General features: G+C 66.4%; 11 protein-coding genes. 4 read left to right on the plus strand and 7 right to left on the minus strand.

The annotated features are described in order from the left end of the window. Positions 1 to 72: 72 nt before the first annotated feature. On the plus strand, positions 73 to 1,041 hold the full coding sequence (locus ABWY06_RS14620; RefSeq protein ID WP_353926288.1) for an ABC transporter ATP-binding protein: 969 nt from the start codon (positions 73 to 75) through the stop codon (positions 1,039 to 1,041). Then, on the plus strand, positions 1,041 to 2,012 hold the full coding sequence (locus tag ABWY06_RS14625) for a peptide ABC transporter ATP-binding protein (RefSeq protein ID WP_353926289.1): 972 nt from the start codon (positions 1,041 to 1,043) through the stop codon (positions 2,010 to 2,012). Before ABWY06_RS14620 ends, ABWY06_RS14625 begins: the two co-directional genes overlap by 1 nt. 220 nt (positions 2,013 to 2,232) lie before the next feature. Here ABWY06_RS14625 and ABWY06_RS14630 read toward each other — a convergent pair whose 3' ends face one another. The 7 genes from ABWY06_RS14630 to ABWY06_RS14660 form a co-directional block, all read right to left on the minus strand. Beyond that, on the minus strand, positions 2,233 to 3,165 hold the full coding sequence (locus tag ABWY06_RS14630) for a 5-oxoprolinase subunit C family protein (protein ID WP_353926290.1): 933 nt from the start codon (positions 3,163 to 3,165) through the stop codon (positions 2,233 to 2,235). Continuing rightward, positions 3,162 to 3,839: a 5-oxoprolinase subunit PxpB gene (pxpB, locus tag ABWY06_RS14635; protein ID WP_353926291.1), complete on the minus strand. Its 678-nt coding sequence runs from the start codon at positions 3,837 to 3,839 to the stop codon at positions 3,162 to 3,164. The genes ABWY06_RS14630 and pxpB overlap by 4 nt, the downstream gene beginning before the upstream one ends. A gap of 4 nt (positions 3,840 to 3,843) precedes the next feature. Next, a complete protein-coding gene (locus tag ABWY06_RS14640; RefSeq protein WP_353926292.1) occupies positions 3,844 to 4,590 on the minus strand; it encodes a 5-oxoprolinase subunit PxpA in 747 nt (248 codons plus the stop codon). Between the two features lie 95 nt (positions 4,591 to 4,685). Beyond that, positions 4,686 to 7,229 (minus strand): PepSY domain-containing protein, encoded by a 2,544-nt coding sequence (locus tag ABWY06_RS14645; RefSeq protein ID WP_353926293.1) that lies wholly within the window; start codon positions 7,227 to 7,229, stop codon positions 4,686 to 4,688. A gap of 50 nt (positions 7,230 to 7,279) precedes the next feature. Continuing rightward, positions 7,280 to 7,963: a Fe2+-dependent dioxygenase gene (locus ABWY06_RS14650; RefSeq protein ID WP_353926294.1), complete on the minus strand. Its 684-nt coding sequence runs from the start codon at positions 7,961 to 7,963 to the stop codon at positions 7,280 to 7,282. 64 nt (positions 7,964 to 8,027) lie between these two features. Beyond that, positions 8,028 to 10,244, minus strand: coding sequence for a TonB-dependent receptor (locus tag ABWY06_RS14655; protein ID WP_353926295.1), 2,217 nt, complete (start codon positions 10,242 to 10,244; stop codon positions 8,028 to 8,030). A 215-nt stretch (positions 10,245 to 10,459) separates the two neighbouring features. Further along, positions 10,460 to 11,623 (minus strand): type III PLP-dependent enzyme, encoded by a 1,164-nt coding sequence (locus tag ABWY06_RS14660; RefSeq protein ID WP_353926296.1) that lies wholly within the window; start codon positions 11,621 to 11,623, stop codon positions 10,460 to 10,462. Positions 11,624 to 12,035: 412 nt separating this feature from the next. Between ABWY06_RS14660 and ABWY06_RS14665 the strand changes: the two genes are divergently transcribed. Continuing rightward, a complete protein-coding gene (locus ABWY06_RS14665) occupies positions 12,036 to 13,745 on the plus strand; it encodes a di-heme-cytochrome C peroxidase (RefSeq protein ID WP_353926297.1) in 1,710 nt (569 codons plus the stop codon). A 177-nt stretch (positions 13,746 to 13,922) separates the two neighbouring features. Next, the gene (locus ABWY06_RS14670) at positions 13,923 to 15,506 is read left to right on the plus strand and encodes a peptide chain release factor 3 (protein ID WP_353926298.1); all 1,584 of its coding nucleotides are present in this window, start codon (positions 13,923 to 13,925) and stop codon (positions 15,504 to 15,506) included. Positions 15,507 to 15,994: the final 488 nt, after the last annotated feature.

Consider the following 15,994-nt stretch of genomic DNA (forward strand, 5'->3'; position numbering starts at 1 on the left):
TCCCTGTCCGCACCTGTCCGCACCAACTGCCCGGCCTCAGCCGTCGGCTTCTCGCACGGAGCGCGCAACCCGATGAGCCTGCTCGATATCCGTAACCTGCAAGTGCGCTTCGGCGACCGCAACGCCGTGCCGGTGGTCGATGGCCTGGACCTCAGCGTGGAAAAAGGCGAAGTCCTGGCCATAGTCGGCGAGTCCGGCTCCGGCAAATCAGTGACCATGATGGCGCTGATGGGGCTGATCGATGCCCCCGGTATCGTCACCGCCGATGCCCTGAGTTTCGACGGCACCGACATGCTCAAGCTCAAGGGCCGCCAGCGTCGGCGGATCGTCGGCAAGGACCTGGCGATGGTCTTCCAGGACCCCATGACCGCCCTCAACCCCAGCTACACCGTGGGTTTTCAGATCGAGGAAGTGCTGCGCCAGCACCTCGGCATGACCAGCAAGGAGGCCCGCGCCCGCGCCCTGCAACTGCTCGAGCGGGTGGAAATTCCCGGCGCCGCCAGTCGCCTGAATGCCTACCCGCACCAGCTCTCCGGTGGCATGAGCCAACGGGTGGCGATCGCCATGGCCATCGCCGCCGAACCCAAGCTGCTGATCGCCGACGAACCGACCACCGCCCTCGACGTGACCATCCAGGCGCAGATCATGGACCTGCTGCTGGACCTGCAGCGGGACCAGAACATGGGCCTGGTGCTGATCACCCACGACCTGGCGGTGGTCGCCGAAACCGCCAATCGGGTCTGCGTGATGTACGCCGGCCAGGCGGTGGAGGTGGGCCAGGTGCCGGCGTTGTTCGACGCCCCCGCGCACCCCTATACCGAAGCGCTGCTGGCGGCGATTCCCGAGCACAGCCTGGGCGCCCAGCGCCTGGCCACCCTGCCCGGCATCGTCCCCGGTCGTTATGACCGGCCGCAGGGTTGCCTGTTGTCGCCGCGCTGCCCCCATGTGCGGGAAAACTGCCGCACGCAACGCCCCGGGCTGGACCCCTGTGACCTCGGCGCGGTGCGCTGTTTCTATCCCTTGAACCAGGAGGTGGCGTGATGAGTGCCGTACTGACTGCCCGCGACCTGACCCGTCATTACCAAGTGTCCCGTGGCCTGTTCAAGGGCGACGCCCTGGTGCGCGCCCTGAACGGGGTGTCCTTCGAGCTGGAGGCCGGCCAGACCCTGGCGGTGGTCGGCGAGTCCGGCTGCGGCAAGTCGACCCTGGCGCGGGCCCTGACGCTGATCGAGGAACCCTCCTCCGGCTCGTTGCAGATCGGCGGCCAGGAAGTGGCCGGGGCCAGCAAGGCCGAGCGCAAGCAACTGCGCCGCGACGTGCAGATGGTCTTCCAGAGCCCCTATGCCTCGCTTAACCCGCGGCAGAAGGTCGGCGACCAGCTGGGCGAGCCGCTGCTGATCAACACCCCGCTGTCCCGTGGCGAGCGCCGCGACAAAGTGCAGGCGATGATGCAGCAGGTCGGCCTGCGCCCCGAGCACTACCAGCGCTACCCGCACATGTTCTCCGGCGGACAGCGCCAGCGCATCGCCCTGGCCCGGGCCATGATGCTGCAACCCAAGGTGCTGGTGGCGGACGAGCCGACCTCGGCCCTGGACGTGTCGATCCAGGCCCAGGTGCTCAACCTGTTTATGGACCTGCAGGCCGAGTTCAACACCGCCTATGTGTTTATCTCCCACAACCTGTCGGTGGTGCGCCATGTCGCCGACCAGGTGCTGGTGATGTACCTCGGCCGGCCAGTGGAAATGGGCCCCAAGGAGCTGATCTACAGCCGCCCGCTGCACCCCTACACCCAGGCGTTGCTGTCGGCCACCCCGACCATCCACCCGGACCCGCTGAAGCCGAAGATCAAGATCGTCGGCGAGCTGCCCAACCCGCTTAACCCACCCTCCGGCTGCGCTTTCCATAAACGCTGCCCCCATGCCACCGAGGTCTGCAGCGTCGAGGAGCCGCCACTGCGCCTGCTCGACGCGCGGCAGGTGGCCTGCCACCACGCCGAGCGGATCAACGGCTGATCGACCCCGCGCCGGGCGGTCCCGCCCGGCGTCTCACGGCCTACGCAGATATGACAAGTGTCTGTGCGGCCGGTGATTTCACCGTCGCTCCCGCGAAACTGGGAACCCAGGTGCGAAAAGCCCCTGGATACCCGCCTGCGCGGGTATGACGGGGTCTGGAGGTCCGGCTGGCTGTACCGTCGTCCCCTCGATAGCGGTACAAACACCCACTGCAACCCGGCTAACGCCCAAAAAACCGATAGAACGTCCGCAGCTCGGCCTGGACCTGCTGCACCTCGACCGGGCTAAAGGTCAACTGGCCATGAGCCGGCAACTGCGCCAGGCGATCGAGGTCCAGCGGGTGCACCCAACCGAGCACCGGGTAGCCGCCCATGCTTTGCCGGTCCGCCAGCAGGATAATCGGCTGGCCATCGGGCGGCACCTGGATGCTGCCGGTGACCAGGCCCTGGGACCATTGCCGTACCGGTGCCTGCAGGGCTTGGCCCTGCAGGCGCGCGCCCATGCGGTCCGACTGTGGACTCAGGGTCCAGGACTGGGCGAACAACTGCGCCAGCTGATCGGCGTCGAACGAAGGGGCATCGCCGCCCAGCATCACCCGCAGAGCCGCACGGTCGCCGTAGGGACGGACAAAGGCCGGTGGCACCCGGGTGGCCCGCGGCCGCTCGGCCGCCGCGCAGGGCAGCAGGTCGCCGGCCTGCAGCCGCGCACCGTCGCCGCGCAGGCCGCCCAGCCCTTCCCGGCATTGAGTGGCGACGCTGCCGAGCACCGGCGTCATGGCAAAGCCGCCCGCCACCGCCAGGTAGGCGCGCTGGCCTCGGCGCGCATAACCGAGGCGCAGGCGCTGGCCGGCACGCCAGGCAAAACTTGAGCCGCAGGGCCGCGCCTGGCCGTCCAGCGCGATCGGCAGCTCGGCGCCACAGACCGCCACCCAGGTATCCACCTGGCTTTCCAGCTCGAGCCCGCCCAGGGCGATTTCCAGCAGCGGCGTGCCCCAGGGGTTGTCCAGCAAACGGTTGGCCCAGGCGGCCGCCTGGCGGTCCAATGGCCCGCTGGGCGACACCCCCAAATGCTGCCAGCCAAACCGGCCGGCGTCCTGCACCAGGCTCAACGGCCCGGCAGCGATGACCCGCAGACCCGAGGGTGCTGCGCTCATGGGTGCCCACCGGCCTCAAGAAAGGCGGCGCGGTCGATCGGCACAAAACGTACCCGGTCGCCCACCTGCAGCGGGCACGGCGGTTGACCCTGGGGGTCGAACAGCCGGACCGGGCAGCGGCCCAGCAAGTGCCAGCCGCCGGGCGAGGCCTGGGGGTAGATGGCCGTCTGGCCTTCGGCGATGGCCAGGCTGCCGGCGGGTACCCGCGTCCGTGGACTGGCTCGGCGCGGCAGGACCAGGCGGGCATCCAGTTCGCCCAGGTAGGCAAACCCCGGGGCAAAGCCTATGGCGCCGACCCGGTACTCGCGTGCGCTGTGCAACTCGATCACCTGGGCCACGCCAAGGTCGCAGGCCTGGGCCACCGCCTGCAGGTCCTCGCCGGCGTACCAGATCGGCAGGGCATGCAGGGTCGGCACCGACACGGCCTGACGCGCCTGCTGCCAGGCCTGTAACAACGGCCCAAGTTCAGCCGCCAGCTGCACGGGGTCGCTGCGACTGAGGTCATAGTGCAGCAGCAGGCTGGTCCAGCCCGGCACCAGGTCGACCAGGCGCGGCCCCAGTTGCTGGCGGATCCGCTGCGCCAGGCTGGCGATGCGCAGCGGCAGCAGCGCGTCCGGCTGCTCGGCCAGCACCAGCAGCAGCGCCTCGGCGCCGGCCGCTTCGATACGGATCATGGCCTCATCCGGCGCTGTGGAGCAGCGCGCGCAGACGCCGCAGCACGGCCAGGGACTCCGGGTTATCGCCGTGCACGCAGAGGCTGTCGGCGCTCAGCTGCAAGGGCTTGCCATCGATATCGGCGAAGGACTCGCCACGGGCGATGGCCAGGGCCTGCTCGAGGATCCGCTGCGGGTCGCGGTGCACCGCGTCGGGCAGGCGCCGCGGCGCCAGCTGGCCGTCCGCCTGGTAGGCGCGGTCGGCGAATGCCTCGAACCAAAGCGGCACGCCCAGCGCCTCGGCCAGCCGACGCTCGCGGCGGTTGTCGGCCAGCGCCAGCACCATCAATGGCAGGCCGGGGCGAAAGGCCGCGCAGGCGCGCAGCACCGCGTTCAACAGTTCGTCATCGCGTACCAGGTCGTTGTACAGCGCGCCATGGGGTTTGACATAGGCCAGCTCGGTACCGGCGGCCCGGCAAAAGGCCTCCAGCGCGCCGAGCTGATAGAGCACCAGGGCCTGCACCTCTTCCGCCGAACAGGCCAGATGGCGGCGGCCGAAACCGGCCAGGTCCGGGTAGGCCGGGTGCGCGCCGATGGCCACCCCATGGCGGACTGCCAGGGCCACGGTGCGTTGCATGGTCAGCGGGTCGGCGGCGTGAAAGCCACAGGCCAGGTTGGCCTGGTCGACCAGGGGCATGGCCAGGCTGTCGTCGCCCAGGGTCCAGGCGCCGAAGCTCTCACCCATGTCGCAATTGAGCAGGATCTTTTTCATGGCCACAGCTTAGAGCGGCCGGCCGTCGACGCAAAGCCCCCCAGCGGCGTTCGGCTCAACCCACGACGGCCAGGCCGCAGCCTGGCCACCCCATTTCAATAGACATCCCGCCGGTAGCGCCCCGCCGCCAGCAGCTCGGCGACCGCGGCTTCGCCCAGTACCTCGTGCAGCACCTGGTCCACCCCTGCCGCCATGCCGGCCAGGCTGCCACAGACATAGAGCGCGGCGCCTTCGTCCAGCCAGGCGCGCAACAAGCCGGCCGATTCCCGCAGGCAATCCTGCACATAGCGTTTGTCCGGCTGGTCGCGGGAAAACGCCAGGTCCAGACGGCTCAGGTCGCCGCTGGCCAGCCAGCCTTGCAGCTCGTCCCGGCAATAGAAGTCGTGGGCCGCGTTGCGCTCGCCGAACAGCAACCAGTTGCGCCGCTGGCCGGCGGCGATCCGCGCGCTGAGCAGGCTGCGCAGGCCAGCAAGGCCGGTGCCGTTGCCGATCAGGATCACTGGGCGATCGTCGGCCGGCAGGTGGAAACCGCCGTTGCGCCGCAGACGCAGGCTCGCCGTGCCGCCCACGACAAGGTGCTCGGTCAGCCAGCCGGACCCCAGGCCCAGGCTGCCATCGGCGTGCTGCTCCTGGCGCACGATCAGCGCCAAGGCACCCTCGGCGGGAATCGAGGCGATCGAGTATTCCCGCGCGGCCAGCGGCACCAGGGCGTCGACCAGCGCCTGGGCGTGCAGGCCGACCAGGTGTTCGCGACTGGCCGGCAACAGGCGCTCGCCCAGTGCCTGGGCCAACGACTCGCTGAGGCCCTGGTGCGTCACCGGGCTGTCGGCGGGCACCCCCAGGCCGGCGAGAAAGGCCTCCACCACGGCGGCGCTGTTGCGCGGCAGAACCTCCAGCAGGTCGCCGGCCTGCCAGTGGCGGGGTTGGCCATCGTCGGGCAGCAGGGCCAGACGGTAGGTCGGCGAGCCGGCGCTGCCCGGGTTGAGCAGCGTGCGTTCGGCCAGTGTCCAGGACTCGAACGGCGCCGTCTGCCAGGCCTGGGGCACGGGGCCGCCGACGCAGTGACTCAATGCCTGCTGCCAGCCTGACAAGGCCTGGGGATCGTCGCGATCGACCTCCACCGGGGCGAACAGGCTCTGCGCCCCTTGCCCCTGCAACGCGGCATGCAAGCGCTGGGCAAAGCCGCAGAAGTGCCGGTACTGGCGGTCGCCCAGGGCCAGCAGTGCATAACTCAGCCCCTCGAGGTCGGCGGCAGCGGCCAGCAGGCGCTGCTCGAAACCCCGGGCACTGTCCGGCGCCTCGCCGTCGCCGAAGGTACTGACCACGAACAGCGCCCGCGGCGTGCGGGCCAGGGTCGGCAGGTCGAGGCTGGCCAGCCCCTGAACCCGCACCGCATGCCCCGCGGCCTGCAGCAACGCGGCGCTCTGCCAGGCCAGTTGCTCGGCAAAACCGCTCTGGCTGGCAAAGCCCACCAGCCATTCACTGCCGCCGGGCACGGCCGGCTGCAGTTGCTGACGGGCCGCGCGCACCGCGCGTTTTTTACGCCGCCGGTCCAGGTACAGCCACCAGCCGGTGACGAAAAACAGCGGCATGCTCAGGCTGGCAAGCATCACCAGGATCCGTCCCGGCAAGCCGAAGTACTCCCCCACATGCAGCGCATAGACACTGGCCAGCAGCTGCGCCGAAAAGGACTTGTCGGCGTAGCGCTCGACCTGGGTCACCGCCCCGGTGCTGGGGTCCAATCGGATCTGGTTCAGCGCCCGCGGATGGTCGGCATCCTGCAGCAGGTAAAAGACCGTGGCCGGCTGGCCGGCCTGAGTCGGCAGGCGCAGGTTCCAGCTGCGCAGCTGCGGACCGGCGCTGCCTTGCAGGCTGCGCCAGAGCGCATCGAAATCGACGGACGGTGGCGGGCCAGACGGCGCCTCGCCCCGGCCGCCACGACGCTCGCCCTGGCGTTCGCTGGCGGGGGCATCGCCCAGCAGGCGCTCGGCGCCCTGGCGGTACCAGTCGTAGGACCAGTACAGGCCCGTTAGCGCCGCCAGCAGGTAGAACAGCAAGCACCAGGTGCCGAACACCGCATGCAGGTCCCAATGAAAAGCGCGGCCCTTCTTGGCCCAGTCCAGGGTCAGCCAGGCGCGCCAGTTCAAGGCCCGCCGCGGCCAGCGCAGGTAAAGGCCGGACAGCCCGAAGAAAATCAGCAGCAGGGTACAGGCGGCCGTGATCTGCTTGCCGACATCGCCCAGGGCGAGAAAGCGGTGCAGTTGCAGCATCAGGCCAAAAAACGCCTGGCCGCTCGGCTCCGCCAGCAGGGCGCCGGTGTAGGGATCGAAGTAACGCATGGGCCCGCGCCGCTCGCCCGGCGGCGGGCTGTAGAAGACCCGGGCGGCACGCTCGCCCTCGGTATCCATCTGCAAGCCGACCACCCGCTTGCCGCCAGCGGCCTCGAGTACCGGCACCAGCGCGGCCGGCGCCAGCCGCGGACTGTCACGAACCTCGACGCGCAGGCTGGAGGGATTCAACGCCCCCATGATTTCGTTTTCGAAGCTGTACAGGGCACCGGTCACGCCCATGATCGCCAGCACCAGCCCGGCGCTGATCCCGAACAACCAGTGCAGCTGGAACACGAGTTTCTTCAACACGTCGACTCACCTTGAACAAGGACAACGGGTGGACGGGCGCTTGGCGCCACTTAGACGCTCGCCCAGCGGCGCAGCAGGTTGTGGTAGACGCCGGTCAGCTGCACGCAACTGGCATGGGCCGGGCCCAGCTCGCGGTTGAGCTGCTGGACGCTCTGGTCCAGGTCGAACAACAGGGTGCGCTGGCCGTCGTCGCGGACCATGCTCTGGATCCAGAAGAAGGCGCAGACCCGCGCGCCCCGGGTAACCGGGTTGACCCGGTGCAGGCTGCTGGACGGATACAGGATCAGGTCGCCCGCCGCCAGCTTGATGCTGTGGGCACCATAGGTGTCTTCCACCACCAGCTCGCCGCCGTCGTATTCCTCCGGGTTGCAGAAGAACAGGGTGGCCGACAGATCGGTGCGGATACGTTGGCCACTGCCGCGCACCTCGCGCACCGCGTTGTCCACATGCAGGCCAAAGGACTGCCCGCCCTGGTAGCAGTTGAACAGCGGGGGAAAGACCTTGTCCGGCAGGGCGCCGGCGATAAACAGCGGGTTACGGCCCAGGGCCTGCAGGATCAGCTCGCCCATCTGCCGGCCTTCGGCGCAGTCTTCGGGCAGCTGCAGGTTGTCCTTGGCCAGGGCCGACTGGAAACCCGCCGTGGCCTTGCCATCGATCCATTGCGCCTGCTGCAGCAGCTGGCGACACTCGGCGACCTGGGGGGCGCTGAGCACCTGGGGAATATGAAGCATCATCGCGGCATTCTCCTCAAACGGCAAAACCCCGCCGGAGGGGCGGGGTCGGGGTCGGCCGACGACTTTAGAAGCTGTAGTTGGCCGTCAGCGTCGCGGAGCGCCCGTCACCCGGGACCAGGCCGCCGGTATTGGACAGGCTGCCGAGGTTGGTGCGGACGCGGTCGTAGTACTCCTCGTCGAACAGGTTGTTGACGTTCAGTTGCAGGCCCAGCTCGTCGGTGACCTGGTAGCCGAGCATCGCACCGTGCACCCAGTAGGCGTCGATCTTCTGGGTGCCGCTGGCGGCGACGTTACGCTCGTCGACGAACTGCACGCCATAACCCAGCTCCAGGTCATCGGACACCTGGTAGCTGTTCCACAGGCTGAACGAACGCGGCGGGGTATTGGCCAACGCCTGCCCTTCCTGGGAACCGTCGGCCGGCGCGGCGGTGAGGGTCTCGCTGCTCAGCTGGGTGTAGGAGGCGAAGGCCTGCCAGCGGTCGGTGAGCTTGCCCGACAGGCCCAGCTCGAAGCCTTCCACCCGCTGCTCACCCTGCAGCACGAAGTCGAAGCCCGAACCGGCATCCAGGTCCAGGCGACCATTGGTCTTGTCGACCCGGAAGATCGCCGCGTTGACCGCCAGGCGCTGGTCGAGCAGCTCCCATTTGGTGCCCAGTTCCCAGGTCTCGTTCTTTTCCGGATCGAGGTTTTCATTGCCCTCGTTCAGGCCGCTACCGGTGGTGGCCACGCCCTGGGCCGAGGGGTTGTAGGAGTTGCCCCAGGCCACATAGATGGTGCCGTTTTCCACCGGTTTGTAGGCCAGCCCCACGCGACCGCTGAGCATCTCGTCGCTGGACTCGAACTTGGCCCGGGTGGCGGTGGCGAAGGTCAGGCTGTCAGTCTCGGCTTCGTAACGCTCGTAGCGCACCCCCAGGCTCAGGTCCCAGTGTTCGCTCAGGGCCAGGGTATCGAAGGCGTACAGGGCCTGGTCGGTCAGGGTCGAGTCCACGCTGGAGGCATCGGCCTTGTTAAGCGGACCGCTGTAGTGCTCCGGCGGAGCGGCCAGGGCGTATTGGGGATTGAGGTCGGGGTTGTAGTTGAACGTGGTGCGGTCCAGGGTCTCGCGCGACAGCTCGACGCCGGTCACCAGGTTGTGCTCGATAAACCCGGTGGTGAAATTCCAGTTCAGGTTGGTCTGGTTGATCGCCAGCTCGGTGGTGGTGTCACGTCCGGCACCGGCGCTGCGGAAACGGAAGTTGCCGGGCAGGATGCCCGCGGCCGGGTCGGTATTGACGTAGCTGCGGGTGGTAACGGTGCGGTTGTCGGTGTGCGAGTAGCGGGTGATGCTGTTCAGGCTAAGCAGATCGTTGAAGTCGTGTTCGAACTTCAGGGTCAGGGAATCGACGTCGATTTCCTCGGTGTCGAGGTTCTTGAAGCCAAAGTAGGCATCCTGGTCGACCCCGTCCAGCACGCGGCCGCCAATGGCCGGCAAGCCATATTCGGGCAGGTTCTGGTCGGACTGATGTAGGTAACTCAGGGTCAGACGGGTGTCGGTGCCCAGACCGAAGGCCACGGACGGGGCGATGCCCCAGCGCTCGTAGTTGATCTGGTCGCGGCCGGCCACGTCGTTTTCATGGGCCATCAGGTTGAGACGGAAGGCCGCGCCTTCGATGCCGTCCAGCGGCTGGTTGAGGTCCGCGGCCAGGCGGTGGTAACCGTCGGTGCCGATGCCGCCCTGCAGGTTGTTGGAGGCCTTGAGCCGCGGCGTCTTGCTGATCATGTTGATCGAGCCGGCGGTGGCGCCGGCACCGGCGTACACCGAGCTCGGCCCCTTGACCACTTCGACCATTTCCAGGTTGAACATGTCGGAGCGGGTCATGTTGGCGCTGTCGCGCAGGCCGTCGACCATCAGGTTGTTGGTGGCGCTGAAGCCACGGATATTGATGCTGTCGCCGTAGGCACCGCCTTCGCCGGCACCGAAGGTGATGCCGGAGACGTTGGACAGCACCTGGCGCAGGCTCAGGGCATTCTGTTCCTTGATCACGGCCTCGGGGACCACGGTAATGGTCTGCGGCGTGTCGAGCAGCGGCGCGGTGTATTTGGGGGAGGAGACGCTGTCGGTCTTGTAGGCCTTGGCCTGCTCGCCCTTGACGTTGACATTGCCCAGCTCGACGGGCGCCGTGCTGGCAGCCACCTCGGCGGCCAGGCTGCCACCGGCCCAGGAGACCAGGGCCAGGCCGACAGCCGATGCCAGCAGACGACGTTGTGGCAAGGCGGCCACGTTCTTGCTGCGCATACTCATGAGAATCACTCCCCCTTCAAAATGAGGCGTGATTGTATTTGCGAATAAATATCAAACAAGAATCTGACGCGTTCTTTACACTTTCTTTACACTCAACCGGTGAACCGATCGCAAAACCTGCAAAGCCTTGGCGGGCTCGCAGAGAATCTGATGCTCCGGAAACAAAACAGCCGCACGGCCCAAGGCGGTGCGGCTGCGGCTTGCGAGCAGGCTTTCTACAGGTAGAAGGCCTTCAGCGGCGGAAAGCCGTTGAATTCCACGGCGCTGTAGCTGGTGGTGTAGGCACCGGTGGACAGCCAGTACATGCGGTCGCCGATGGCCAGGTTCAGCGGCAGGCCGTATTTGTAGTTCTCGTACATGATGTCGGCGCTGTCGCAGGTCGGGCCGGCGATCACCACCTCCTCCATCTCGCCCTTTTTCTCGGTCCAGATGGGGAACTTGATCGCTTCGTCCATGGTTTCGATCAGGCCGGAGAACTTGCCGACGTCGGTAAAGACCCAGCGTTCCATGGCCTTGCTCGACTTGCGCGAGATCAGCACCACTTCGCTGACCAGGATGCCGGCATTGGAGATCAGCGAACGCCCCGGTTCGAGGATGATCTCCGGCATTTCGTCGGAGAAGTCTTCCTGCAGGAAACGGATGATCTCCTCGGCGTAGGTTTCCAGGCTGTTGGTCTTGGTGATGTAGTTGGCCGGAAAACCGCCGCCCATGTTGATCATCTTGAGGATGATGCCGTCCTCTTCCTTGAGGCGTTCGAAGATCACCTTGACCTTGCCGATGGCCGAGTCCCAGGCGCCGATGTCACGCTGCTGGGAGCCGACATGGAAGGACACACCGTAGGGCACCAGGCCCAGGTCGCGGGCCATGACCAGCAGGTCCATGGCCATGTCGGTCTGGCAGCCGAACTTGCGCGACAAGGGCCAGTCGGCGGTGGTCGAGCCTTCGGTGAGGATGCGCACATAGATGCGCGAGCCCGGCGCGGCCTTGGCAATGTTGCGCAGGTCCGCTTCCGAGTCGGTGGCGAACAGGCGCACGCCCTTGTCGTAGAAGTAGCGGATGTCCTTGGACTTCTTGATGGTGTTGCCGTAGCTGACGCGCTCCGGCCCGACGCCCTCGCCCATCACCCGGTCCAGCTCGTAGATCGAGGCGATGTCGAAGTTCGAGCCCTTGTCGCGCAGCAGGCGGATGATTTCCGCCGCCGGGTTGGCCTTGACCGCGTAATAGATGCTGGCGAAGGGAAAACCTTCGCCCAGGGAATCATAGGCACGAGCGATGGTGGCGGTATCGATGACAACGAACGGGGTTTCCTGTTCGTCGGCGAACGTCTTCATCCGCTGGAAGGTGTCACGCGAGTAGTAGTCTTCGACTTTGATCGACATGGGAGGACTCCATCTGGCAAATCACTGAATAAACGGGGGTAAAACTGAACGTCTAATCCGTATCCCCACTTTGGTTCGCCTACTTCCCAAGGCATGTCGCCGAGGATTTCCGCGCAATTCGCGCAGCCACCTCTCGTCGTCAGTACTTGAGCCGGATGGATCGTTTCCAGCATGGACGTTCGGGCGCGAACTTTAGGACCGTGGGGGCCTGAGATCAACCAAAAACTGCCGAAGCTTCGTGAAGTTTCGCCCTCGCCTCGCCTCACCGCCTGGATAACCGACCCGGATCGTCCGCCATCGTTCCCCACAGCCCCCAGGACGGGCCGTTCCGGCGACCGGAGGCGTTGCATTCAAAGCCGCGGCTGCTTAACTCCAGCGGGCATCAGTCGTCCTCTCACACAGGGAAGTAACCATGCGCCAGACACCGCGTATTTCGTCGGTTGCACTGCTGGGCGTCACCGCCCTCCTCGCCTGCGGGCATACCCAGGCCACCCCCACCTACCTCGATCAGGGCACCAGCTGGAACGACAGCGCCCGCCTGGACTTCTACAGCCGCGACCAGGGGTCGCAAATCATGCCGTTGAGTTGGGCGATCGCCCTCAAGCAAGCCGACGGTTCACCCTTTATGGCGGCCAGCCTGGGCCGTTATGGCTACCTGGCCAACCCGCAAAGCACCCCGCCCGGATTGCCGGTGGGGTTTACCGCGGTCAACAGCAGCAATGGACAGAACCTGGGCATGACCTGCTCGGCCTGCCATACCCGGCAGATCGAGGTCGACGGCCAGGCTTACCGGATCGACGGCGGGCCCGCCATCAGTGACTTCCAGAGCTTCCTCGCGGACCTCGATACGGCCGTGGGCCAGGTACTGGCCCAACCGGCCGAGTTCGACGCCTTCGCCGCCTCGGTACTGGGCAGCGTCAGCTCGCCGACGCACAAGGCTGAATTGCGCCTGGCGCTGGAGGACTGGTACCAGCGTTACCACACGCTGGTGTCCCGGGCGTTGCCACGCGAACCCTGGGGGCCGGCGCGCCTGGATGCGGTGTCGATGATCTTCAACCGCCTGACCGGCCTGGATATCGGCCCTCCGCCCAGCTACCTGATCCCCGAGAATATCCAGGAGGCGGTGGCGCCGGTGCGCTACCCCTTCCTGTGGAATGCCTACCGCCAGGACAAGACCCAGTGGCCGGGCTTCGCCAACAACGGCAACGACCTGCTCGGCCTGGCCCGCAACCTGGGCGAGGTGTATGGCGTGTTCGGCGTGTTCCACCCGAAACCGGATAAAAAAGACCTGTTGAAGATCGATTACCTGTCGGGCAACTCGGCGAACTTCCACGGGCTCAAGAAAGTGGAGGAGCTGATCGCCAAGATCGGCCCGCCCAAATGGCCCTGGACGGTCGACACGGCGCTGGCCAAACAGGGCGAAGCCATCTACAACCGGCCCCAGGCCCAGGGCGGCTGCACCGACTGCCACGGCATCAAGCGGGGCGCCTTTCGTACCTTGGCCCATGAAACCTGGGCGACTCCGGTGCAAGATGTCGGTACCGACTCGCGCGAGCACGAGATCCTGACGATGACGGTGCAGACCGGCGTGCTCAACGGCGCCAAGATCCCCTTTCTGGAAAAGGCGCTGAAACCGACGGACACGGCGTTCAATGTGTTGAGCACCGCCGTGGTCGGCACCATCCTGCAGCACTACGCCCAAGAGGTACTGGGTAAAAAGACCATTACCACCCGCGCTGTGCTCTATGCGCCGGCGACCTCACCGTTGAGCGGGGCGTTCCGCGCCGAAGCGATCGAGCCCGACAGCAACTACCCCTACGAGGCACGGGTACTGCAGGGCATCTGGGCGGCGGCGCCCTACCTGCACAACGGCTCGGTGCCAAGCCTGGCCGAACTGCTGAAACCGGCTGCCGAGCGGGTCGTTTCGTTCAAGGTCGGCCCGGCCTACGACACCCAAGCCATTGGCCTGGCCGCCGAGCAGCGTGAATTCGGCGACTACCGCCTGACCACCACCGACTGCAGTGCGCGCAACTCCGGTAACAGCCGCTGCGGCCATGAGTTCGGCACGACGCTGCCGGCGGCGGACAAACAGGCGCTGCTGGAGTACCTGAAGACCCTCTAGCGTCCGCGACACGACCAGCCGCCCGGGACACACCCGGCGCGGCTGTACCCGCATCCCTGGCGCCCTGCCCAAACGAAGCAGACGGCAGGCGCCTGCGCGGCACGGAATCCGGCTATAATCGCGCCCTTTTGCGGGAGCTCGCCTCCCCCTCCGCCCCGATTCCTGCAGGCACCAACCATGACCAATCAGGCCGTCGAAGTCGCCAAGCGCCGTACTTTCGCGATCATTTCCCACCCGGACGCCGGTAAGACCACCATCACCGAGAAATTGCTGTTGATGGGCAAGGCGATCGCCATCGCCGGCACGGTGAAGTCGCGTAAATCCGACCGCCATGCCACCTCGGACTGGATGGAAATGGAAAAACAACGGGGTATTTCCATCACCACCTCGGTGATGCAGTTCCCCTACCGCGAGCATATGATCAACCTGCTCGACACCCCGGGCCACGAAGACTTCTCGGAAGACACCTACCGCACCTTGACCGCGGTGGACAGCGCCTTGATGGTGCTCGACGGCGGCAAGGGCGTGGAGCCGCGGACCATTGCGCTGATGGACGTCTGCCGCCTGCGCGATACGCCCATCGTCAGCTTTATCAACAAGCTGGACCGGGATATCCGCGACCCGATCGAGCTTCTCGACGAGATCGAGGCGGTGCTGAAGATCAAGGCCGCCCCCATCACCTGGCCGATCGGCTGCTACCGCGACTTCAAGGGCGTCTACCACCTGGCCGACGATTACATCATCGTTTACACCGCCGGCCACGGCCATGAGCGTACCGATGTGAAGATCATCGAGAAGCTCGACTCGGACGAAGCCCGTGCGCACCTGGGCGACGAGTACCAGCGGTTTATCGAGCAGCTTGAGCTGGTCCAGGGCGCCTGCCATGAATTCGATCAGCAGGAATTCCTCGACGGCCAGCTGACCCCGGTGTTCTTTGGCACCGCGCTGGGCAACTTCGGCGTCGACCATGTGCTCGACGCGGTGGTCGACTGGGCACCCAAGCCGTTGGCACGGGTGGCCAACGAACGCACGGTGGAGCCCACCGAGGAAAAATTCAGCGGCTTCGTCTTCAAGATCCAGGCGAACATGGACCCCAAGCACCGCGATCGCATCGCCTTTATGCGCATTTGCTCGGGCAAATACGACAAGGGCATGAAGATGCGCCACGTGCGCCTGGGCAAAGACGTGCGCATCGGCGACGCCCTGACCTTTTTCTCCAGCGAGCGCGAGATGCTCGAAGAGGCCTATGCCGGCGACATTATCGGCCTGCACAACCACGGCACCATCCAGATCGGCGACACCTTCAGCGAAGGCGAGGCACTGGGTTTTACCGGCATCCCGCACTTCGCCCCGGAGCTGTTCCGCCGCGTGCGCCTGAAGGACCCGCTGAAATCCAAGCAGCTGCGCCAGGGCCTGCAGCAGCTGGCGGAAGAAGGCGCCACCCAGGTGTTCTTCCCCGAGCGCAGCAACGACATCATCCTCGGCGCGGTCGGCGTACTGCAGTTCGACGTGGTCGCCAGCCGCCTCAAGGAAGAATACAAGGTCGAGTGCGGCTACGAGCCGATCACCGTCTGGTCGGCCCGCTGGATCGACTGCGACGACAAGAAGAAACTCGAGGACTTCAAGGTCAAGGCCATGGAGAACCTGGCCATTGACGGTGGCGGCCACCTGACCTACCTGGCACCCACCCGGGTCAACCTGGCCCTGATGGAAGAACGCTGGCCCGAAGTAAACTTCCGCGCCACCCGCGAACACCACTGACACCCTCACCCCAGCCCTCTCCCGGCGGGAGAGGGGGCAGATCGGTATGGTGCTTGAGGGCTGCGGCCTGGGCAGCGAGCGCCAGCTGAACCCCGCAGGACAAGCCGCCCCCACGCATCCCATCTCCCTGGGGAGAGGGTCTGGGTGAGGGGGACGGCTTATCGCAGGCGACCAGGCCGCGAACGCTAGCCGAACTGCGCCAGACATGCCCCTCACCCCAGCCTTCTCCCGGCGGGAGAGGGGGCAGATCGGTGTGGTGCTTGAGCACTGCGGCCTGGGCAGCGAGCGCCAGCAGAACCCCGCAGGACAAGTCGCTCCCACGCATCCCCTCTCCCTGGGGAAAGGGTCAGGGTGAGGGGGACGGCTTATCGCAGGCGACCAGGCTGCGAACGCTAGCCGAACTGCGCCAGACATGCCCCTCACCCCAGCCTTCTCCCGGCGGGAGAGGGGGCAGATCGGTGTGGTGCTTGAGCACTGCGGCCTGGGCA

The sequence above is a fragment of the Pseudomonas sp. genome (genome assembly GCF_040514055.1).
Lineage (GTDB): Bacteria > Pseudomonadota > Gammaproteobacteria > Pseudomonadales > Pseudomonadaceae > Aquipseudomonas.

Coding starts and splice junctions, on each gene's coding strand:
- ABWY06_RS14620 (WP_353926288.1), top strand. CDS start 73: ATGAGCCTGCTCGATATCCGTAACCTGCAAGTGCGCTTCGGCGACCGC.
- ABWY06_RS14625 (WP_353926289.1), top strand. CDS start 1,041: ATGAGTGCCGTACTGACTGCCCGCGACCTGACCCGTCATTACCAAGTG.
- ABWY06_RS14630 (WP_353926290.1), bottom strand. CDS start 3,165: ATGAGCGCAGCACCCTCGGGTCTGCGGGTCATCGCTGCCGGGCCGTTG.
- pxpB (WP_353926291.1), bottom strand. CDS start 3,839: ATGATCCGTATCGAAGCGGCCGGCGCCGAGGCGCTGCTGCTGGTGCTG.
- ABWY06_RS14640 (WP_353926292.1), bottom strand. CDS start 4,590: ATGAAAAAGATCCTGCTCAATTGCGACATGGGTGAGAGCTTCGGCGCC.
- ABWY06_RS14650 (WP_353926294.1), bottom strand. CDS start 7,963: ATGATGCTTCATATTCCCCAGGTGCTCAGCGCCCCCCAGGTCGCCGAG.
- ABWY06_RS14655 (WP_353926295.1), bottom strand. CDS start 10,244: ATGAGTATGCGCAGCAAGAACGTGGCCGCCTTGCCACAACGTCGTCTG.
- ABWY06_RS14660 (WP_353926296.1), bottom strand. CDS start 11,623: ATGTCGATCAAAGTCGAAGACTACTACTCGCGTGACACCTTCCAGCGG.
- ABWY06_RS14665 (WP_353926297.1), top strand. CDS start 12,036: ATGCGCCAGACACCGCGTATTTCGTCGGTTGCACTGCTGGGCGTCACC.
- ABWY06_RS14670 (WP_353926298.1), top strand. CDS start 13,923: ATGACCAATCAGGCCGTCGAAGTCGCCAAGCGCCGTACTTTCGCGATC.